The following is a 20,424-nucleotide window of genomic DNA, read 5'->3' on the forward strand; positions in this document are numbered from 1 at the left end:
CAACGTGCGTTAGTGAGGATCCGGGCCTCGTCCGCGGTTGGTTCGGCTTCGAGCCAGTTGAGTTTGCGGGTGCGTTCGGCCACGTTCATCCCACCATCGACGTGCTCTGCCCGGCACACCAGTGAAGGTTCCTCGCCAGCGTTGGTGTCGGCGATCTGTTCGGTGATGCGTTCGAACATCGAGGCCGCCCACCGGGATTCTTTAATGTTCGAGGCAAACGCCACTGCCCGCTGCATCGGACGCACCGTCTTACTGCCGTTGCTGAGGCCACGGTGGGATAGCCCGTTCCAGCAGCCGACCACTTTGGCCACATCTGGGATCCTCAGCGCGCTTTCCTCGTCGGTGAGCAGACCTTGCCAGCGCTTATTGATCGCGGCTTCATCGACTGCTAACACCAACACCTTGTAATCGGTCAGCAGACCTTTTTCAACAGCTTCTCCGAAGCCCAGCCGGTGAAACTCGGGGCCATAGAGCCGCTGATCATCCATAGAGGCGACCACCACCGAATTCTCATCGGCCTTCTTCTTAGTGCTCTCATCGAAGACCCTGGGCGTGGCAGTCATATACAACCGTTTCGCCCCGGCAACGAAGGAATCGTCGTGGATCTTGGTGAACGCTGACTCATCTTCACCGGCCACGGTGGCACCGGTGGTGCGGTGGGCCTCATCGCAGATGATCAGATCAAACTCGCCGAACCCGAGCTGCTGGGCCTGGTTGAGCACATCAATTGACTGATACGTCGAGAACACCACCGTCCGGCCCTCATAGCTTTGGGCCAGGCGGCGCCGGTTGACCAACTTATCCGGATCCGTGGTTGCCGGCACGATCAGCTCAGTAGTGGAAATATCCTCGGCCGTGTTCTTCCCGACCTTCACATCTGAGCAGACCGCCAAGGCCCGGAACGGTTCATCAGCGTCTGCCTTCCACTCCCTCAAGGTCTGGTCCAACAACGCGATAGAGGGCACCATGAACAGCACGTTGCCAGTGGGTGGTGTCTGTTCCTGCATGATCTGCAGCGACGTATAGGTTTTGCCCGTGCCGCAGGCCATAATCATCTTTCCCCGGTCCGAGACCTCGAACCCGGCAGCGACCTCGGCCATGGCTGCACGTTGATACGGGAACGGCGACTTCCCCAGACCCTTATGCCGCACCACCCGATCCGGGGTCTCGATGGCGAACTCCGACCAGGCGATATCAGCCCGATCCATCTGCGGTAAATCGATGACCTGGACATCGTTGTCCTCAAGAGTCCGCTGAGCCGTGGGCCCAAGCTTCAAAGCAGTATGCGCCAGAATCCGGCGAGAGAACTCTTTCGGGTGAGCTGCAGAGATGAACGAGTCAATGCCTGCTTTATCAACGGTGGACTCAGGGTCTACAAACTTCGTCTGAATCGCTGTCAGTTCCCCGGTGAACCGGTCCCTGGCCACCAGATCCACACCGGTATCTACCCGGCCCTCACGTCCGGGATACTCGTTCCACAACCACACATCAGAGAACTCACGAGCCCACACCGGATCCACAGTCAGATACGACCGCATCAGCCGTTCAAACTTATCGCCCTGATCCCGTGTGCCATCCGAACCGTGATAATAGGTCTCCAGCAGGTGCCCCAGCGTGATCTCTTCAGTCCCCATAGAGACATTGTCTAAGACGACGGCCCAAGGGACACCATCGACACCGTCCTGTGTGTCACAAAGGAGCAAGGCGGCGGATTCGGTTTTCATAGCGACCACACCATGAACCTCACGCCCTCAGGAAGGCTGGAGGCACTCTGGAGCTACTGTGAAACGACCTCACCACGGCAGCAGTGCAACCGGAAGTCCGCGAGCTATGGTCTTGTAATGAGCAGCTCAGCATCCTCCGACACATCATTGTGGGTTCTGCCGCCCGAGTCGTACGCCCAGGTTTGGCGCTACATGACCCTCCCGAAATATTTATCCCTGCTTCAAACGGGATCACTGTATTTTGGGCGCCTGGATCTGATGGAAGATGCGTGGGAGGGCGCGCCTCATATGGGAGGGCTTGAAGCCGAAGTCCGCAACCTCGGGACGGCCCGGGACGATGTTAGAGCCGTTGCACGACAGTCACTGCTCAACTTGGCAGCGTTTCAACGTCGATCCACGTACGTCAGCTGCTGGCATATGGCAGAAGAGGAGTCCGCCGCGATGTGGTCCTTGTACCAACAGGACAACGCGGGAATCGCCATTCAGACTGATTGGCATGCACTCAACAGCTCTCTGGACCCTTGGATTCCTTTCCTGGAGGCTCAGGTTGTTTACGGATCGCATTTTGAAGGCGGCGGTAACCATTTCAATTTGCCAGCTTCCCTGTGCACGAAACGCCGGAGTTTCGCTCATGAGCGCGAGGCCCGCATCATCTATCTCGACGCACAAAAAGAGTTCAAAACAGACATGGACTACTTCAAGTATCAGGGAACGAAGATCGCTCGGCCTCGTGACCACGCTCTGGAGGCGCGATTGGCCGAACTTCCATCCGGCATTCCAATGAAAGCTGATATAGAGAGGCTCGTTGGACGCGTGGTTTTGGCTCCGTATATGCCTCCCTGGGTAGAGGAGGCTGTTCGCGAGACGACGGCCCGGTTCGGCTTCGAGTTTCCTGTAGGAAGATCAGCGTTAGATACGGATTTCCCTGGCTGGCGGTCTTAGGGCTTCGTCGTCCAGGCTCCGCTGAGGGGGGACCGCTGAGCTCTGCGTGCCATCCGCTGAGCTAGGAAAGTCATCTCGCTGGGGGACGGTTGCCATGAATACGTCTTTGCCCATGGGACCAGGACTCCAGATACAGGTCGCAGCGCAATCTGTTCAATGCGGCCTGACCTGGCCCTTTACAAGGTCGCAGGAAGATCTCCGGTGAAACTGTACGATAATTCATTGCACGATTACCCCTAGATGGACTGCATCTGAGCGCAGACAAACGAAACCAAACAGCACTATTTTGCGGATTCAATCTACGTATATTGACCCAGAACGGGCGCTGGCGTTGCACGAATGAATGCATCATATCTGGAGTCCTGGGGACCGAGCGCAATCGAGTACGTAGCTCCCACTGGCACGTTGAAGCGGCCCTCCGGGTCGAGTTCGAAGGCGCCGTTCTTCTCTTAGACAGTGGAGCGACTTCAGCCACGGTCGGTGGGGCGGGTCCATGTGTTTGAGACGGTTAGGTGCGGGGCGTTTCTATTCGAACGCGGTGCCCGTCGTCGTTCTTGACCCATAGGAGCCTGCGGTCATCTGATAAGCGAGTGGCGATGTCATCACTCTCCTGGGCACGTTCGAACACAGCATCTGGGTCCCCGTAGACGTGGAGGATTGGGCCGTTCTCAGTGGGCGGCGGCTTCGTGGCACTGGCTTGGGTGATCATCAGGTTTCCTGCCAGCCGGATGTGGCTCTCGCTGTACTCACCGGGAAGTTGGAGAACTTTCTCGTAGAAGGATCTGGTGGCGCTTAAGTCGGCTACTTTGATCTCCACGAGGGTCAGATTAGAGGGTGTCACCGTCTGGACCTCACGGGTGTCGGACGCCCTCGAGAGGGGCTGTCCTCGGCTAGCTGCGGCGGCGTCCGCCTCCAGGTCGATGGTGAGAGTCTGGCCGTCTTCAGTCGTTGCCACGATACGGCTGACCTGCTTCTTTCTCGACGCCGAAAGGAGGGAGTGGCGCTCGAGGTTGATCGTGCGTCCATCGGGCAGCACATCGGTGTTGGCGCTCTGGAAGAGCTCTTCGGACCAACCTTGCAGAGCTTTCCGGTCCACCGGCATGTCTTTGCGAGGTTGAACGGTCGCATCCGTGGAGAGAAGTTCCGCCCCCAACCACGAGATGTACTGGCTGTCTTGGACGTATTCATCCAATGAAGCCAACCAGTAGGTCCCGTGCACCGTTCCCCAGAGGCTGCCTGCCATGGAGGCGAGGGCGTCGGTATCGGCGCCGGTGAGGTAAGCGGCCTGAACCAGGCCGCTAGCGGGACTGCTCGCGTATTTGGTTGCCAGGTAGAGACTGGCCAGAGCACTGACCGTGCCTGCCCCGCTGATCGTGTTGTCGAAGGCACCCAAGACGTTCAGGACGCTGTGGTCATTCTCCGTGCTGCCGTTATCGAGGTGGGCTTTGATCGTCTGTAGGCTCGCGTCGATTTCTTCGACCGTTTCTCGCCAGCTGGTGGCGATGTCCGTCCATTCGTGGGAGTACTGATCGGCTGTGCGCTGGTGATTGAATATCCAGGTGTCGTCGACGTTTTCGAAGAGCACATCGATAGGCCGCCAGCTGGTCTCATCTGCGATGGCATCGATGAGTTCTCCGTGCTCCAGGGTGGCCGGGTCGTGGTGGGCGTAGCACAGAGCTATCGCGTGGATGAGGGCTCCGAGTATGGCCCGCGGGTGACCGTGGGTCGCGATGCTATCGCGCACCACTCGCCCGGCGAGGTTCGGGATATCCGCCACCCCACGGGTCTTCAGGACGTGGGGAACGATCCTCGTGGCTGCGCTGTTTCCACCGGCGCTGAAGTAGCCGGTGGCATGTGTTTTCTTCTTTTTGGTCTTCGCGAGGCTCCAGGGAGGTTTCCCAGCCTGCCAGCTGCGCGCAGCCCGCAGCACAGCACCCCCGCCTTCCCGCTGGTAGAGGGTCCACTGCGGCAACTCAACCTCGGTCAACCATGGGTACCAGTCGCCGTCTCTGAGGCAGGCACGGCCGACGGCAAGCAGCAATTGGGTGTGGTCGCTGTATCCTCCGGCCGAGACTGGCTCCTGGTAGCGGGCAGAACCCTCTCGTCTGCGACGTGTCCAGGACTGGAAACCCAGTACCCTACTCTCCTGCCGCCTGCGGTTGCCTCTAATGTTTCGGCTTCGGCGTGCCTGGGGCCAGCCCAAAGCATCACCCACAGCAGCTCCCAGCATAGAACCGGCAACGTGGTCACCCCGGCCACCAGGAGTCTGGACACCGCCCATCAGCCATTCCCTCTTACAACGTTCTTCACCACTAGATGGTGCCGTCGCCCGACGAAGATTCCGCCTCGATGGTGGTGCCTAGCTCTGTTCTGGCTGTGAGGCGGAACGCAGGCCATGACCGTCATTGGCCGGTACTGCGGCGGGAGACGATACGGGTAATCGTGTTCTCATTGACTCCCCAGTCTTTAGCGAGCCGATACTTCGATAGACCCTCGTCGTAGGAAACCAGTATCCGCTCATCTCGCGCTGCTCGCAGCGTGAGCAGGTGAGCCTCTGTTTCAGTGATCTGTTGTGCCAGCTGTTCGTTACCCAGACTTGAGGGGATAGTGGTTGGTCCTGTGCTGGGTGTCTCGTCAGTCAAGGGGGTCTCCTTCATGGCCGCAGGCGAGGGCTATTTGTTCATAGCCTAGATGTCACCGCCTATGTCTACGACGAAGGCGGGCTTCAGCAAAGTCACATGACTTGAGAGCTTGTGGTCCTTGGCGAGGTACGCGATTGGTGGCGGAATATACGCCTTCATCTGAGACCTAGATGTTGCTGATCGGTCTGAAAGGATCATTCTTGGGCTTTCCAGCAAGGGAGTTAGTGAGGCAGACACTAGTTTGCCTGCATTGAGCGACGCTCCGCCCGGCCTGGCTTTACAGGTTGGGACGAACACGCGCGTCGGCGAGTTCCCTACCCAGTGTCCATTGCCGATGACTGGCACCTCTTTGCTGGTGCCTGACCCAAGACTTTGAAGTCGGCAATGTCGCCTGAATCCTGGTTCTTTGATACCGCATGAATGATGAATTTGCGCCATTCAGGGGTGTCTGATGCGCCCGGGGCGAGGGCCATCGCCGCATTGAGTTCGTCTTCAACGGTCCAGTTCAGGGTCTCAAGCTCGCCGGTCGAGGGGTGACGTGAGTCCCGAGATCGGGAGGGCATTGCGGTCTCTCTTCAGGGTGGGGTCCATGTTTCAGGCTCGGCGCATTGTTCAGTTAGGGCGCGGTGAATGAGCTGTCTTTTCCAAGTCGAGGGCTCTTCAGGAAGAACGTTTGTCGCCCGGAGGTCTCCCCAGGCCATGGGGGTGTACCGAGGGCTCGCTTGCGTGAAGTGACACCAGGTCCATAGTCTTTCGGGATCGGAGAAGGAAGCCTTGAGGCTTAATCCCTGTGCCAGTAGGTCTACTTGAGCGGGGCTGGACAGAGCACGCCGTCGTGACGCGTAGTCAATCGTCGATGGATCATGGGTAAGCCGGTCAGAGGCCCTCAGGATTGCTTGGCGAAGTGTCGGCCACCCTGTTTGTTTGCAGAGGCGCTTCCAGGTGCCGGTGATCCTTGCAGCAGCATGCTTAGGTGCTCCCAGCCTCTCGGCCGCGGAGGCTACGGAGATGCTCCGGCCCACGCAGATAACGGCGATGCTGATCGCGAATTGTGCTCTTTCGTCGTCGGTGAGGTCGAAACCCGGCAGGCCAAGGGGATACCACAGTTGTGGTACCGCAGAGAATGGTGCGGGCCTTATCTTCCAGTCGAGAGCGTACTTCGGGGTGGGAGTGTTTCGGTGACGAAGTTCATGAGGTGCTCGCGGCAAGGACGAGCCGGCGCGGAACGCCAACTGGGTTGTAGGCGGAAGCCGGTTCTGGAGGCTCTGGAGACGAATGGCGTGCAGAAGAGGCTCCAGAGGGCGTGAGCGAATATTGTGCGCCGGCCCTATCGGCGCTAAACGCCCATGGACTCGTAAGAGGTCGAAGTGATCGGCCATGGCCCCAGCTTCCTCCAGCGAAGGCTGGTTCAGAACGATGAAAGCACTCTGCGGAGCTCTACCGACCTGCAGTGCAGTTACGGGGAGTCTCTTGCCCCTGGGGGTATGGAGAGCTTCGTACGTCAGAAGAGTAAGTGCCCGGCTGGCTTCGGCGTTCGTGATCTCTCGTCCGGCCCACTTCTTCGATCCGCCGTTCTCGTGGAACGTCTGGAGCGCTTCGGTTGCTCGGAGGAGGGTAGTTGTCGCAGGCTCAGCCGAGATTGCTGACAGATTTGTAAAGCAACCGGTTCGGCGACTGCGATCAAGCTGGCTAGGCTCACCAACATATTCGGTGCAAGTGGCTGGATGTCTATCTCGACGTGCCCAAGCGATGGTGCTGAACGGTCGAGATTCACAACCTGGGCAAATGTCCCTCAGGACTCGACTGTGCTGAAGGCAGACCAAAGTTAGAGGGTCCCGCCATTCCGGACGCCATATCTGATGTTCGTGGATACATTCAGGACAAAACCTTGAACCTTTCAGAAGTGGAAAGGGACGGAAAACGTCGAATCGGTGGAGAACACTCACCGGCGCTCCCATAATTCGCTGTTGGCGAGAAAATGCTTCGGCGCGTTCTGAGTCGCTTACTCCGGTGCGTTCACTAAGGTCGTTTCGTGGACGTGCCAGTCGCTGATTGACTCCCGTCGGCGAGTAGGAACGAACGTGCATGTTCAGCTCACGGAACACCCCGGCTGGCGTGACCTCATATCGGTGAGCAAGTCGGGCCCACCAACTGACTAGCGTTTCGTCCTTACGAAGCTCAACGTGTATAGGCCAGCGGTCCAGATCATGTCCTCCCGGGATCCCCCTCAGCTTGGGGGCGACCGAGTGGGTGGGGTTAGGGGCTGAAGATGCTAGTTTCGGCTGCATTGTCGACCGTCACGGCGTTGAGAATTTCGGCATCAATAGTCTCCCTGCCTGATCGAATCGCGAATTGGCATGCGCGGTCCAACAAATTCGTCAAGGATCCAATGTTTCCTTGAGTTCTGCGGAAGATCTCCTTTGCTTGCTCTACAAGCATGCCGCGCTCCTTGTTGAGGAGAAGGAGATGGTCCTCGAATCGAGCGAGGAGGTCACACCAGGCTCTCATCCCCGGTCCTGTCGAGACGGTGAATGGGTCTACGGGCACGCGGGTTGCCCTTCGCGATGTTTGAGCGAAAGAGGCATCCTCACCGTATAACCCTTCGTCAAAGAATTTCTTAGCTTTGAGTTGGACGCCGACGTAGATGAAGGTCGCCGGCATTTCGTTGGCCAGGCCTTTGAGGTGATTACTGACCTCCTGACCGCGTCGGTGCTTGAAGTCAACGAAGTGAAGATCATCGATGATGATCAACTTGGTTTGGCAGCTCCTGACACAGTCGACGGCTAGTGAGGCCAGTCTCGAGGTCGTCGCTCGGTGGGCTCCGGGGTGCCCGTAGAAGCTGAGAATCTTTTGATTGAGACCCTTCAATGTCACGCCGGAGTCGAGCGGGACGAAGGCGACGGGTATCCGTTGGTGCCCTTCCTCAGTCTTAAGGCCTGAGCGCCGGAGCGCCCTCCGATGAAAATCGCGGGCATAACGAGTGGCGATGGTCGTCTTACCTAATGCTGGGGCAGCGTCGATGACCGCTGATCCTCGAAGACGGTCACCGTCTCGATAGCTGGAGGCCATGACCTGGTCGAGAATGCTGAACCCCCGGACGAGTTGTGCTGTCTTCATCGCTGGAGGGTTGGCGTTCCACACGGCGCGGGAGTCGTTATAATCCTCGAGCTCTTCTTCGGTGAAAGCTCTGAATTCTGAAGCGGATACTGGGGGTAGCGGTTGTCGTGGTGCCGACTCAGCAAAAGCGTGCCAGCCACCCTTGGTCGCCAAATTGAAGTTGCGGATGTTGTTGGATGCAAGCCAATGACCGAACCGGTTAGTCATTCGTCGAACACTTCTATCGCTCCCTCGGGGTTGGTGATGTGGAAATCGCGAAAGACATCGAGATCAGCAAAGGGCTCCTCGCGCTGCTTCTTCGCTTTTGCCGCGTTGAAGTCCAGTACCGCAGGGGTCGATGCTGGATTGTGGTCGTTGATAGTTGCGTCGATTGGGAGGGCCGTTGCTGATCTCTTGGCGCTAAGGCGTCGGGCCAAAGACTTCTCCCGGCGAGACATCACTGTTTCCTGGCTCCAGTCGCGGAGAAGATCGTGAATAGCCTGGCCGGGGTCGACGTGTCGGTCTTCTCGAAGAGCAATTCTCTTGGTGTACTCAGCTGCTTCCTTGGAGAAGGGCCCTTCCAGCCCGGCTGCGTGCTCCCACTCCAAGGGCTCGAAGGACCCCGTTTCAAGGTCTTGGAACCATACGCGGCGGACATCGTGGGCGTCTGTAAAGATCGGCCACTTCGCTCGGTGGCGACCCGTGTATGGCGACTGGGTGTTTCGGTGCATGTTCAACGTTGGCCCGTCATAGCGGCGCCCGTTGATTTCCACGCCGTAGTGCTGGATGGTGCGCCACTCCACTTCCAGGAAAGAGAATGCTAGGTCGTCTGAGGCAGGTAGCCTGAGCCCTCCACACTTGGCCAGTCCGATTTCGAACATCTCCGCAGGTGAGAACGAAGCCCCCGGGACTTCTGGAACGCAGAGACCGCTGTGTTTGGTTCGGTGGTAGATCTGGCCCACCCACTCTCGAATTATCTGCTCCAGCTCGCTGAGGTAGTAGAACGCCTGGCTTTCCACGTTCTGGCCCCGGTTGTAGACGTCCGGTCCTTTATAGCCAGGAAGATGCTGGAGGCAACCTTGGCGCAGGGTCCTGAAAAACCTTTCAATTGTTGGTTTGTCGGTGGGCTTATAAGGGATGGAGGGTTGAACAGAAATTCCTAAGCGGGCACAGGATGAGATGACGTGGTCAGAGAGGTAGATCTTGCCGCGATCGACCATGATCGACTCGGGCAGGCACGCCGGCAAGCCTCCAGTGGGCATCTCGGATGTATCTTCGATAGTTTCTGGGCCCACCAGAACGTTTTGTGGAACTCCATGAAAAGGCCAGGCCCCATCATCGTCCTTGCGCGGCATTGGAGTAACTGCCTGATAAAGGACATTGGCCACGTCTGCTGAATTTGTTGACACGGGAGAGAGTCGCAGTCCCAAGATGCACCGTGTGAAAAGGTCCTGAGCCACCGTCAGCTCAACTGGTACCCAGCGCAACGTCACCGGTTCCATCGCGAAAACATCCAGAGGCGTGGTATCCAGGATGACGTGCTCCCCAGGCCGAGTAGCGCTGAGCCGGCCATATGGTCCGTCGGGGCGCTGTGCCACGGATCTTCGCTGCTTGGCGCTGCCGAAAGCGTGTCTGCCTTTCGAGAGCTCTTTGAGCCGCCGGTACTGCGTTGCACGGGACGGGATGAGAACTTCACCGGCGCCGTACTCATCTTCCAGGCGTTGCTTCGTCTGTTGCAGCACGACATCTGCAGTGGGAGTCGATGCCTGAACGTAGCAATTTAACACGGCTCGGCAAGCCGCTTCCCAGCGTTCGTCAACCCCTGAACTTCTTCGACCGACAGTCCTGCTATCGGCGAGGGCTGCCGGCCCGCCTTCAATGTACGACCGTATCCAGCGGCGGAGCGTTCGCCCCGAGACGCCTTGTTCCTGCGCACACTGCTGGATCCACTCGTCATCGGTGCCACTATGAGATTTTGGAGGTGCCTGGGCGAGACGCACCGCCAGGGAGCGCTCTTCGACTTTGGCGCGCTGGCTCTCGGGCAGATTCTTCAGCAGCACATCCACAGGTGCGGGCGAACCTGGGTTCTTCTCACGCTGATCCAGTTCGTCCAGAACCTTGCATGAGGCCACCAAATAGGAGGTTTGAACCCGCTTGAAGGTCTCGCCAGAGGACAGCAGCGTGCTCCCCGCCCCCAGTTCAAGGACCGTCCAGACTCCTCCATCTAGCCAGACGTTGCAGCTGACTCGAAGCTCGACCTGGTTAGAGTTCACAGCGATTACCTCACGAGACTGTTTCGGTTAAATGGCACATCAAGTTCGACTGGGTGCTCACCTGACCACACTGCTTGGAGAGCATCATGGAGGGACTCCACCGTCGTGTCCCCGGGAGATGGTGGTGATTCATGCCGCAGTGGTGCATTTGGGTACCTACGGCGCGCGAAGGCGGAAAATTTGATGTTTTCCAGAATGATGGGGTCCCCGCCGTGCCACACCTCGTAACCCCACCCGCGTGCCGAGCACAGGGCTTGAGTCCACGCGAAGACTGCGGCAGCTTTAGGGTGCCGCGCGAACTCTCGTGGTTTGACGTCCACTACGGTCAGCGTTCCGTCCGTATGGGTGAGGAGGAAGTCTGGCACGTGGCGGCGTGACGCCTCTCCATCGTTTCCCGAGAGTCGCATCGGTTGTGCGGAGATCCATGACACTGTCGGGTCGAAATCTGCGAACCACAAGCGATCCATTTCCAGTCGACTTTCGTATGGAACGTGGTCACCTGTCGTTGCAGACCAAAAGAGACCGGAATAATGCCGCTGGCGAGCATGGGCATGGAACTTCCGCACTGGAAGAGCAGTGGAGAGTCGCCCTTCGTCGACCGCGCCCAGAGTTGTCGAGATCTCTTCCCCATCTGCGGTCACATACCGGAGGTCTGCTCTGAGGTGCGCGGTGGCGGCGCTCATAGTTCCAGTATGTGACCTATGACACGTCTGTGAGACTAATGACACGCCTATGACAAGTTCTTGAGACTATGACAAGTTCGATGAGATCCGACAGGCGACACTGGGGATGGAGACCGTCACCACCGGAATAGACGGGCGCGATCCAAAGTTGAGCATGAATGACTCAAGTTTTGAACTCGGGCCATCACCCACCCGAGACGGAAAGGACACGCACCCATGGACGTCCAGCTCACCACCAAGTCGCAGGAGGCGATGTCCGCGGCCTCCGCCCACGCGAACACGACGGGCAGCCCGAGGATCGAGCCCGCCCACCTGCTCAAGGCGCTGATGGACCAGCGCGACTCCGTCGCCGTCGCCCTGCTCAAGGCCGCCGGCGCCGACGCCGAGGCCGTCTCCACCCGCGCGTCCGCACTGATCCGGCAGCTTCCCAAGACATCAGGCTCCAGCGTCTCCCAGCCCCAGCTCGCGCAGCCGACGCTCGCCGCGCTGCGCACCGCACAGGCCGAGGCCGAAGAGTTCGGCGACGAGTACATCTCCACCGAACACGTCCTGCTCGGCCTCTCCGCCGACAACGGCCCAGTCGGCCGCGCCCTGGCCGACAACGGCGCCTCCCACGACGCCCTGAAGGCCGAACTTCCCGGCATCCGTGGTGACAAGAAGGTCACCAGCCCGGACCCGGAGAACAGCTTCCAGGCCCTGGAGAAGTACGGCACCGACCTCACCGAGGTGGCCCGTTCGGGCAAGCTGGACCCCATCATCGGCCGCGACTCCGAGGTGCGCCGCGTCGTCCAGGTCCTCTCCCGCCGCACCAAGAACAACCCGGTGCTCATCGGTGAGCCCGGCGTCGGCAAGACCGCCGTCGTCGAGGGCCTCGCCCAGCGCATCGTCGCCGGCGACGTCCCCGAGTCCCTGCGCAATCGGACACTGATCTCCCTCGACCTCGGCGCCATGATCGCCGGGGCGAAGTACCGCGGCGAGTTCGAGGAGCGGCTGAAGTCCGTGCTCGACGAGATCAAGGGATCCGAGGGTGAGATCATCACCTTCATCGATGAGATCCACACCGTCGTCGGCGCGGGCGCCTCAGAGGGCTCCATGGATGCGGGCAACATGCTCAAGCCCATGCTCGCCCGCGGTGAGCTGCGTCTGATCGGGGCCACCACCCTGGACGAGTACCGCGAGAACGTCGAGACCGACGCGGCCCTGGAGCGCCGCTTCCAGCAGGTCTGGGTCGGCGAGCCCTCGGTCGAGGACACCGTGGCCATCCTGCGCGGTATCAAGGAGCGTTACGAGGCCCACCACAAGGTGGCCATCTCCGACGGCGCACTGGTCGCCGCCGCCACCCTCTCCGACCGCTACATCACCGACCGGCAGCTGCCCGACAAGGCCATCGACCTCATCGACGAGGCCGCCTCCCGGCTGCGCATGGAGATCGACTCCGCGCCGGTGGAGATCGACGAGCTGCGCCGTCAGGTCGACCGACTGACCATGCAGGAGATGGCGCTCTCCGGCGAAGCCGACGCCGGCTCTCAGGAGCGGCTCGAGACGCTGCGGGCCGACCTCGCCGACAAGAAGGAGTCGCTGGCCGCGCTCACCGCACGGTGGGAGGCCGAGAAGGGCGAGCTCAACCGTGCCGGTGACCTCCGCGTGCAGATCGACGAGCTGCGCTCGGCCGCCGAGAAGGCACAGCGCGAGGGTGACCTCGGGGAGGCCGCCCGGCTGCTCTACGGCGAGATCCCGCAGGTCGAGCGGCAGCTCGCAGAGGTCGAAGAGGAGGAGGACGCCGAGCGTGAGGCCGGAGAGCCCAAGATGGTCTCCGACGAGGTCGACGACGACGGCATCGCCGAGGTCATCTCCGCCTGGACCGGGATCCCCGCCGGACGCATGCTGCAGGGAGAGACCGAGAAGCTGCTCCAGATGGAGACGCTCATCGGCTCACGGCTGATCGGTCAGGACAAGGCTGTCACCGCAGTGGCCGACGCGGTCCGCCGGGCGCGCACCGGCGTCGCCGACCCGGACCGGCCCACCGGTTCGTTCCTCTTCCTGGGTCCGACCGGTGTCGGCAAGACCGAGCTGGCGAAGTCTCTGGCGGAGTTCCTCTTCGACGACGAGCGCTCGATGGTCCGCGTCGACATGTCCGAGTACTCCGAGAAGCACTCCGTGGCCCGGCTGGTGGGCGCCCCGCCCGGCTACGTGGGCCACGAGGAGGGCGGTCAGCTCACCGAGGCTGTGCGGCGCCGCCCCTACTCGGTGGTGCTGCTCGACGAGGTGGAGAAGGCCCACCCGGAGGTGTTCGACATCCTGCTGCAGGTCCTCGACGACGGCCGCCTGACCGACGGGCAGGGCCGGACCGTGGACTTCCGCAACGTGGTGCTCATCCTCACCTCCAACCTCGGTTCCCAGTTCCTGGTGGACCAGACCCTGGACCAGCAGGCCAAGCACAAGGCCGTGATGGATACGGTGCACGCCTCCTTCAAGCCCGAGTTCCTCAACCGGCTCGACGACGTCGTGATGTTCGACCCGCTGTCCATGGAGCAGCTCGGGTCGATCGTGGACCTGCAGATCGACTCGCTGCAGCGCCGCCTGGCCGCCCGGCGTCTGACCCTGGAGGTCTCCGACGCCGCCCGCGACTGGCTGGCGTTCACCGGGTACGACCCGGCCTTCGGCGCCCGTCCGCTGCGCCGTCTGGTCCAGCGCGAGATCGGGGACCAGCTGGCCAAGGAGCTCCTCGCCGGCACCGTGGAGGACGGGGACACCGTGCTCGTCGACCGTGAGGAGCCCCGCCTCGAACCCGGTGCGGAGGGAGACGACCTCACCGCCCCGAGCCATGGGTTGACGGTGTCCCGCGCGGAGTGAGGGGCGTCGGATCGGCTGACGAGGCTCAGATCTCGACGCCCTCGGCGCGCAGCAGCTGCCGCTTGGTCTCGGTGCCGTAGTACAGGTAGCCGCCGAGGGATCCGTCGGCTCGGATGACCCGGTGGCAGGGCACGGCGAAGGCCACCAGGTTGTTCGCGCAGGCGCTCGCCGCGGCACGGTGGGCCTGCGGGCGTCCGGCCATCTGGGCGAGCTCCGCGTAGGAGACGGTCTCCCCGGCGGGCACCTCCCGCAGCGCCGCCCATACCTTCTGCCGGTACTCGGAACCGGGCTGGGAGATCGCGACGTCGTCGAAGGCGGTGCTGTCACCTGAGGCGTAGGCGGCGACGGCCTCGGCCACCGGGCCGCGGTCGGTGGGCAGCGGGTTCATCTCTCGGTCCGCGGTCGTGGGGTCGACGTCCCAGAGGATGTCCATCAAATGCTCGAGCATCCGCCCGATGGCTGCGACTTCGGGCTCCCCGCCCTCGGCTCGGGCGAGTCCGCAGGCACGAAGCGTCTCGTCGTCGGGGGAGTGGATCGCCACCACGGTGCCCAGGTCGCCGAGGGAGGCGGAGGACCAGCGGAGTTCGGGCAGGAAGTCGGTCATCACTGGTCCTCGGTCTCCTCATCGGTGGGTTCGTCGGCAGGCTCGTCGGTGTCCTCGTCGTCTTCAGCGTCGTCGGCGTCGCCATCCTCGGTCTGGTCGTCGCCCTCGTCCTCGGCGTCCTCAGGGTCCAGGACGTAGGAGCCGGAGAAGTCGCCGCCGTCGGCGCGCTCGATGGTGCAGGTGACCCGTCGGTCACCGTCACCCCACGAGCTCTGGGTCGGATGGGACATCCGCACCTCCAGGGAGTGCTCCGACTCGTCCACCGCGTCCTGGTCCACCAGATCGGCGGCCTCGCAGGCGGCCTGGGTCTCGCGCAGCACCTCGTCGTCGCCCGGGTAGGGCCCGTCCTCGAGGGTCTCGGTGTGTAGCACCTGAGCATTGTGCTCCTGGTCGCACTCCACCACAGTCGCTCCGGCGTCCTCGGCCACCGGGTCGAAGTCGGTGAGGCAGTCGGCGGTCTCCCAGTGGCTGGGCGGCGCATCGGCCAGGATCACACCGTCGGCGCCGGGATCCTCGTCCCGCTCCCCGACGAACTCCTCGTCGTCGCGCACGAACCACATGGTCACGACGCCGACGACCACCAGCACGACCAGCCCCACGGCGATCGGCACCACCGGGATCGCGCGCAGCACCCGGCCGACGGGGCCCCGAGCGGCCTCACGGCGCGCTTCACGCTTCTTCCGCTCCTCGCGACGGGACCGCTGGCTGAGCGGGACTGCGTGGGAACCGGGGTTCTCGGCGTCTGGGCGGTCCTCCACGGTGGGCAGCTCCTGGCGGGGGTGGACGTCTTGCTGGGGCACGGTGCTCGGGCGCGGTCCGGTGGGCGCCGGTCCGACGAGGGACTCGGCGCGTCTTCGCCGTGGGCGCAATCGACGACGTGATCTCGCCACTCATGTTAACCTAGGGAGCACGAAACACGTGATGGAACAGTTGCTCCTGCGGTCGTCGCATGCCCGGCGCCGTGAGGACCGGAGAGAAGACAGAGGGGGTCTCGCTCATGGGGCGCGGCCGTCAGAAGGCGAAAGCAACGAAGCAGGCCCGGGAGATCAAGTACTTCACCCCGGACACCGACCTGACCGCACTGCAGCGTGAGCTTGCTCAGAAGCGCGACGATTCCGTCGGCGAGCCGTCTTCCTCCGACGACGGGCACGACGACTACGACGACGTCGCCGAGCGCTACGGAAGCTGAGCCCCTTGACCTCATCGGGGTCCCAGGAGACCCCTCGGGCGCAGACCCGGTACACGGACTCCCCACTGTTCACCGCCTCCGTCGCCGACGCCCACCGCGCCGCGCTGAGGTCGATCGCGCGCGTGGTGGAGGACACCGCTGAGCCCCAGTCCGCGGAGACCGCCCGCGAGGGGATCCTCGATCTCCTACGGGCCGGAGACGTGTTGTGTGTGACCGGCGCGGGAGTCTCCACCGCCTCCGGAATCCCCGACTACCGCGGCCCCCGCGGATCCCTGCATCGGCACCGTCCGATGACCTACCAGGAGTTCCAGCACGACGCCGGCGCGCGTCAGCGATACTGGGCGCGCAGCTTCGTCGGCTGGCGCCGTATGCGGGGCGCGGCACCCAACCCAGCGCACCACCTGCTCGCCGACTGGCAGCGCCGCGGGGTGCTGAGCACCCTGGTCACACAGAACGTGGACGGCCTCCACCGTGCGGCCGGCTCGGAGCCGCTGGTCGCCCTGCACGGAGACCTCGACCGCGTGATCTGCCTCGACTGCGGCTGCACCGAGGACCGCTCCGGCCTCGACCAGCGGCTCGAGGAGGCCAACCCCGGCTACGCCGAGCAGGCTTCGGCCGCGGCCGAGAACGTGAACCCCGACGGTGACGTCGAACTCGACGAGACCTGGGTGGCCCGCTTCCGCATGGTGCCCTGTCTGGTCTGCGGCTCGCTGCGGCTGAAACCCGACGTCGTCTACTTCGGCGAAGGCGTGCCGCCGGAGCGCAAGGCCGCTGTGGAGGAAGCCGTGGCCGCGGCCTCCTCGCTGCTGGTGGTCGGCTCCTCGATGGCCGTGATGAGCGGGTTCCGCATCGCACTGCAGATGGGCCGGGCGTCCAAACCGATCGGCATCATCAACGGCGGACCGTCGCGGGCGGACGCCAAGGCGCAGTGGCGCTGGCGCAGCGACATCATCGAGTCGCTGGAGACCCTGGAGAGCCGTCTGACCAGCGGGTGATTGCCTCGACGAGTCGGCGTCGCTGCTCCGGATCGAAGCTGCCCGGAAGTGCGGCCCCGTACATCCAGAGTCCGTCGGCGGCCAGCCGTGCCAGGAACGGCCGCAGATCGGCCTCCGACGCCGCCCCCTCCGCCTCCGGGAGTTCCGGGGCCCACCGCCGGTAGGCGTCGTCCCAGATCTCCCGGGCCCGGGGGTCCTCGGCAGACTCGAGTAGCAGCATCAGCTCGGCGCGGTCGGGATCGCAGGAGGCGGCGATGTAGGCCCGCAGCCGCTGACCGGCGTCGAGGTCCTCCCGTCGTGCTCCGGCGGCCTGCTCCATGGCCGACTCCCACTGCTGGGCCACGTGGGCGTGGAGCTCCAGCACCAGGTCCTCGCGGGTCGAGAAGTGGTAGAGGATCCCGCCCTTCGTCAGCCCCGTCTCCTTCGCCAGCGCCTCATAGGTGAGCAGGCGTACCCCGTCGCGCTGGACGACGGCGCGCGCGGCCTCGAGGATCTCGGTGCGGCGGGACTGTCTCATCGGGGCATCCTCAGGGTCGGGTCGGCGGTTCTCGGGGCGGTGGTTCTCGGGTCGGTGATCATCGGGTCAGTGGTTGTCCGGGTAGGCCTGGGACGGTGTGCCGGGAGTGTATCGGCGCAGCAGCAGGGCGGTCAGTGCGGCGGCCGCGGCGAGGAACACCACCACGGTGACGAGGACGATGAGGAAGGCGCCGTCGAGGGCTTCGGCGCCCGCGGCGACCACGGCAGGGTCATCGGCCTGCAGCGCCTCGGCGGGAGCCTCCGCACGGAGGTGCTCGGCGCCGGCCGGCGGGACGAACAGGTGCAGGTAGGCGAAGTTGAGCAGCGTGCCGAGCACCGCGACGCCGACCAGTCCGCCGAACTCGTAGGACACCTCCTCCAGAGAGGCGGCCATCCCCGCCCGGCGCGGGGGGACGTTGCCCATGATGGAGGTGGAGGCGACCGACATCGCCGCTCCGAGTCCGGCGCCGACGACCAGCAGACCGATGATCAGCAGCGCGAAGGAGTCCTGCCACGCGGCGAACGCCGAGACGACGGACCCTGAGGTGGAGAGTCCGATCCCTCCCGCGATCAGCACCAGAAGTCCCGTCCGGTGCAGCACCGCGCCGCCGAGCAGGGACATCGGCAGGGCGCCGACGGCCAGGGCGGAGACCAGCAGGCCGGCCTGCAGCGGGGAGAACCCCTCGACCAGCTGGTAGCGCTGGGTGCCGGCGAGCTGGATGCCCATGATCGTGAAGATGCTGATCCCCGCGGCGATCACCCCGGCGGTGAAGGCGCGGTTCCGGAAGACGGCGAAGTCGATCAGCGGTTCCTCCAGGCCGCCGCCGGGCCCGCGCATCAGCCGCAGCTGCCGACGGGCGAACAGCGTCAGCGCGACGGCGGCGACGACTCCCGCGACGATCACCGTGACCCAGCTGACCTCGGGCTCTGCCAGCGACTTCAGGGCGAGCACCGCGGCCGAGAGGCCGACCATGATCTGTGCGGAGGAGACCCAGTCCCAGCGGCGCGCGGGGTCGGCGACGTTGGCCGGACCGGCCAGGAGGATGGCCGCCGAGGCGGCGATCACGATGGGCACGTTGATCAGGAACACCGACCCCCACCAGAAGAACTCGAGCAGCAGCCCGCCCACGATGGGTCCCGCCGCCATCCCGACCAGGGAGACGGCGGCCCAGGTGGCGATGGCGACGTTGCGCTCGCGTTCGATCGGGAAGCTGATGCGGATCAGGGCGAGGGTCGCCGGCATCATCGCCGCCGCTCCGACGGCGAGTCCCACCCGCGCGGCGATGAGCACCTCGGAGGTGGGGGAGAAGGCGGCCAGCAGTGAGGCCACGCCGAAGATGACCAGTCCGTACTGGAAGATGCGCTGGTGCCCGAGACGTTCGCCGAGCGCACCGGAGCCGGGAAGCAGGCCGGCGATCACCAGCGGATACGCGTTGATGATCCACAGCGCGTCCGAGGGCGTGGCGTCGAGGTCCTCGGTCAGCCGCGGCAGGGCCGTGTAGAGGACGGTGTTGTCGAGGGTGATCAGCAGCAGCGCCGAGGACACGATGGCGAGCACGCTCCACCGCTGGGCCGGGCTGAGGTCGGCCGGAGCGGTCGTGGAGCGGCGTCGCCGTCGGGAGGTCTCGGTCATCACCCGGGAAACTGTACCAGACGTATAGTGCAGTTTGCCGTGCGGGGATCCTCGCCTCGAGGTCACCTTCGGGGCGGTCCGCTCACCGCCGGGACATGTAGACCTCGAAGGCCTTCGTCAGCAGCGGGTTGACCGGGTAGTCCCACTCGCCGTGGGTCTGGACGACGTCGGCGCCCATCGTGGTCTTGAACCGGGTCAGCCCGGCCAGCTCGTACTCCGGGTCCAACGAGGGGCTCAGCCCGCCGAGGTCGTACCACCGGCACCCGGCCGCCAGGGCGTCCTCGATCTGGCGCAGCTGCAGTGCCCGCGGGGCATATCGCTTGCGCTCCTCCGAGGACGAGGCGCCGTACACGTACCACGCGAACCCGCCCTGCCTGACGTAGATCGCCGCCGCCAGGGGAACGTCCTCCAAGTGGGCGAAGTAGAGCGTGCACTCGGTGTCCGAGGCTGCGTTGAGCTCCCGATACATCCGCTGGAAGTAGGACAGGGGCCGTCCGGTGAAGTCGTCGCGCTCTGCGGTCTCCTCGTAGAGCTTCTGCCATTCCGGCAGGTCGGCCTCGGTCCCGACGCTGATCGTCAGCTCCGACCGGGTGGACTTCCGCGTCTGGCGGCGGGAGGTCTGATCCATCCGGGCCAGCACGGCCTCGACGTCGAGAGCGTTCCCGCCGTCGTCGACCAGCGGGATCCGCGCCTGGTACTGCGGCTGCCCGGCCTCGAACTCCTCCGAGGACTTCGGAGGGTTCCAGCCGAGCCGACGAAGCTCCATGTGCAGCTCGGGGGCGTCGGCGTCCTCCTCCACCGGGGTGAGCTCATGCATGCTGGTCTCCTCACCCTTGGAGAGGCCCCGGCGGACGTCCTCGGCGGCCCAGCGCCGCACCACTCCGGGAAGGCCCATGCGGATCAGGAACGCCCCACGGGTCTTCAGGTGCTCGACCAGCATCGGCAGCAGGGTGTCGAGGGAGACCCGCTGGGCATCGAAGACCGGTCCCTCGGCCAGATACGCCAGGGACTTCGACCCCAGCACCGGCAGCTTCACCGGCAGCGGCCGGTAGAGGACCAGGGAGGCCGCGACCAGCTCATCTCCGTCGAAGGCGCCCACGGACTCTCCGCGCCAGTCGGTCTTGACCTGCGGCCACCGGGGGTTCTGCAGGAAGGACGCCGTCGGGTGGCCGGCGAGGAACGCGGCGTGCTCCGACTCGGTCAGGGTGCGGATGGTCAGCGGCTGCGCCCGCTCGGGCTGGACTCGGGTGTTCACGGTGCTGATTCTACTGATC

General features: G+C 63.6%; 16 protein-coding genes. 4 read left to right on the plus strand and 12 right to left on the minus strand.

Annotated features, from left to right (window positions below):
* Nucleotides 1–1,634, minus strand: a 1,634-nt coding sequence (locus N7E59_RS09610; protein WP_261624716.1) for a restriction endonuclease, incomplete at its 3' end; no start/stop codon positions are given.
* Between the two features lie 207 nt (nucleotides 1,635–1,841).
* Here N7E59_RS09610 and N7E59_RS09615 point away from each other — a divergent pair.
* A complete protein-coding gene (locus tag N7E59_RS09615; protein ID WP_261624717.1) occupies nucleotides 1,842–2,666 on the plus strand; it encodes a DUF2971 domain-containing protein in 825 nt (274 codons plus the stop codon).
* A gap of 508 nt (nucleotides 2,667–3,174) precedes the next feature.
* On the opposite strand, the gene N7E59_RS09620 is transcribed toward N7E59_RS09615, so the two are convergent.
* From N7E59_RS09620 to N7E59_RS09640, 6 genes are all read right to left on the minus strand, one after another.
* Nucleotides 3,175–4,947 carry an ADP-ribosylglycohydrolase family protein gene (locus N7E59_RS09620; protein ID WP_315943013.1) on the minus strand — a complete coding sequence of 591 codons (1,773 nt, stop codon included), beginning with the start codon at nucleotides 4,945–4,947 and terminating at the stop codon, nucleotides 3,175–3,177.
* Between the two features lie 121 nt (nucleotides 4,948–5,068).
* A complete protein-coding gene (locus N7E59_RS09625; RefSeq protein WP_261624718.1) occupies nucleotides 5,069–5,323 on the minus strand; it encodes a hypothetical protein in 255 nt (84 codons plus the stop codon).
* A gap of 560 nt (nucleotides 5,324–5,883) precedes the next feature.
* Nucleotides 5,884–7,596 (minus strand): TniQ family protein, encoded by a 1,713-nt coding sequence (locus N7E59_RS11905; RefSeq protein WP_390905039.1) that lies wholly within the window; start codon nucleotides 7,594–7,596, stop codon nucleotides 5,884–5,886.
* Entirely contained in the window at nucleotides 7,565–8,632 is a 1,068-nt protein-coding gene (locus N7E59_RS09630; protein ID WP_261624719.1) for a TniB family NTP-binding protein, read from the minus strand. Before N7E59_RS09630 ends, N7E59_RS11905 begins: the two co-directional genes overlap by 32 nt.
* Entirely contained in the window at nucleotides 8,629–10,677 is a 2,049-nt protein-coding gene (locus N7E59_RS09635) for a helix-turn-helix domain-containing protein (protein WP_261624720.1), read from the minus strand. Before N7E59_RS09635 ends, N7E59_RS09630 begins: the two co-directional genes overlap by 4 nt.
* Nucleotides 10,678–10,682: 5 nt before the next feature.
* Nucleotides 10,683–11,360: a TnsA-like heteromeric transposase endonuclease subunit gene (locus N7E59_RS09640; RefSeq protein ID WP_261624721.1), complete on the minus strand. Its 678-nt coding sequence runs from the start codon at nucleotides 11,358–11,360 to the stop codon at nucleotides 10,683–10,685.
* A 216-nt stretch (nucleotides 11,361–11,576) separates the two neighbouring features.
* Here N7E59_RS09640 and clpB point away from each other — a divergent pair, with 216 nt between their 5' ends.
* Nucleotides 11,577–14,213 carry an ATP-dependent chaperone ClpB gene (gene clpB / locus N7E59_RS09645; RefSeq protein WP_261624722.1) on the plus strand — a complete coding sequence of 879 codons (2,637 nt, stop codon included), beginning with the start codon at nucleotides 11,577–11,579 and terminating at the stop codon, nucleotides 14,211–14,213.
* Between the two features lie 25 nt (nucleotides 14,214–14,238).
* On the opposite strand, the gene N7E59_RS09650 is transcribed toward clpB, so the two are convergent.
* Nucleotides 14,239–14,817, minus strand: coding sequence for a methylated-DNA--[protein]-cysteine S-methyltransferase (locus N7E59_RS09650; RefSeq protein ID WP_261624723.1), 579 nt, complete (start codon nucleotides 14,815–14,817; stop codon nucleotides 14,239–14,241).
* The gene (locus N7E59_RS09655) at nucleotides 14,817–15,575 is read right to left on the minus strand and encodes a septum formation family protein (RefSeq protein WP_261624724.1); all 759 of its coding nucleotides are present in this window, start codon (nucleotides 15,573–15,575) and stop codon (nucleotides 14,817–14,819) included. Before N7E59_RS09655 ends, N7E59_RS09650 begins: the two co-directional genes overlap by 1 nt.
* A gap of 239 nt (nucleotides 15,576–15,814) precedes the next feature.
* Here N7E59_RS09655 and N7E59_RS09660 point away from each other — a divergent pair, with 239 nt between their 5' ends.
* Nucleotides 15,815–16,006: a DUF3073 domain-containing protein gene (locus tag N7E59_RS09660; RefSeq protein WP_261624778.1), complete on the plus strand. Its 192-nt coding sequence runs from the start codon at nucleotides 15,815–15,817 to the stop codon at nucleotides 16,004–16,006.
* 65 nt (nucleotides 16,007–16,071) lie between these two features.
* Nucleotides 16,072–17,001 (plus strand): Sir2 family NAD-dependent protein deacetylase, encoded by a 930-nt coding sequence (locus tag N7E59_RS09665; RefSeq protein WP_261624779.1) that lies wholly within the window; start codon nucleotides 16,072–16,074, stop codon nucleotides 16,999–17,001.
* Here N7E59_RS09665 and N7E59_RS09670 read toward each other — a convergent pair.
* The 3 genes from N7E59_RS09670 to N7E59_RS09680 form a co-directional block, all read right to left on the minus strand.
* The gene (locus N7E59_RS09670) at nucleotides 16,955–17,518 is read right to left on the minus strand and encodes a TetR/AcrR family transcriptional regulator (RefSeq protein WP_261624725.1); all 564 of its coding nucleotides are present in this window, start codon (nucleotides 17,516–17,518) and stop codon (nucleotides 16,955–16,957) included. The genes N7E59_RS09665 and N7E59_RS09670 overlap by 47 nt on opposite strands.
* Nucleotides 17,519–17,584: 66 nt before the next feature.
* Nucleotides 17,585–19,150: an MFS transporter gene (locus N7E59_RS09675; protein WP_261624726.1), complete on the minus strand. Its 1,566-nt coding sequence runs from the start codon at nucleotides 19,148–19,150 to the stop codon at nucleotides 17,585–17,587.
* 82 nt (nucleotides 19,151–19,232) lie between these two features.
* Entirely contained in the window at nucleotides 19,233–20,405 is a 1,173-nt protein-coding gene (locus tag N7E59_RS09680) for a lipid II:glycine glycyltransferase FemX (protein ID WP_261624727.1), read from the minus strand.
* Nucleotides 20,406–20,424: the final 19 nt, after the last annotated feature.

The sequence above is a fragment of the Nesterenkonia marinintestina genome (assembly GCF_025420485.1).
Lineage (GTDB): Bacteria > Actinomycetota > Actinomycetes > Actinomycetales > Micrococcaceae > Nesterenkonia > Nesterenkonia marinintestina.